Raw genomic sequence first — 497 nt, 5'->3', positions numbered from 1 at the left:
GGGATGTGTTTTCAGGCCCACAGATTAGCTTTCTTTTTCATGACGGGAAAATTACCTCCGGCCGATTTAGAGGTCGACCACATCAATGGCGATCGAGCGGACAACAGATGGGTAAATCTTCGTCTGGTTTCTCATGCGGTAAATATGCAGAACTCCAGAATACCAAAGCATAACACCAGCGGTCATCCTGGGGTCTTGTATGTCAAAGCTAATCGTAAATGGGCTGCTCGAATTTCAGTGAATGGGAGGATGGTTCAGCTGGGAGAATTCATCGAAAAACAGGATGCAATTGAATGCTACCTGGAAGCCAAAAGGACCAGGCATGAAGGATTTATTGGAATTGGAGGGAAAGCCGCGGTGCGCTAACACCAACGGCTTTCAGGTGGAATTAACTGGATCAATTCACAGGAGCAATTATGGCAAACACTGCCGAAGTAATCAATTTCCCTGTGCCTGACGTGGCACCTAAGGAGCCGCGCGTGGCAGATCTTGATGAT

Annotated in this window: 1 protein-coding gene; it reads left to right on the top strand. The window is 47.7% G+C overall.

Translation table 11 applies throughout. The features are described 5' to 3' along the window. Window positions 1–366: HNH endonuclease signature motif containing protein (locus tag C2862_RS25080; protein ID WP_136223773.1), on the top strand; the 366-nt coding region annotated here is incomplete at its 5' end. Between the last annotated feature and the right edge of the window lie 131 nt (window positions 367–497).

The organism is Massilia sp. Mn16-1_5, from assembly GCF_004798585.1.
Taxonomy (GTDB): Bacteria; Pseudomonadota; Gammaproteobacteria; order Burkholderiales; family Burkholderiaceae_D; genus Telluria.
The sequence above is the reverse complement of the archived record's forward strand: the minus strand, read 5'-3'. Positions and strand labels throughout refer to the sequence as shown.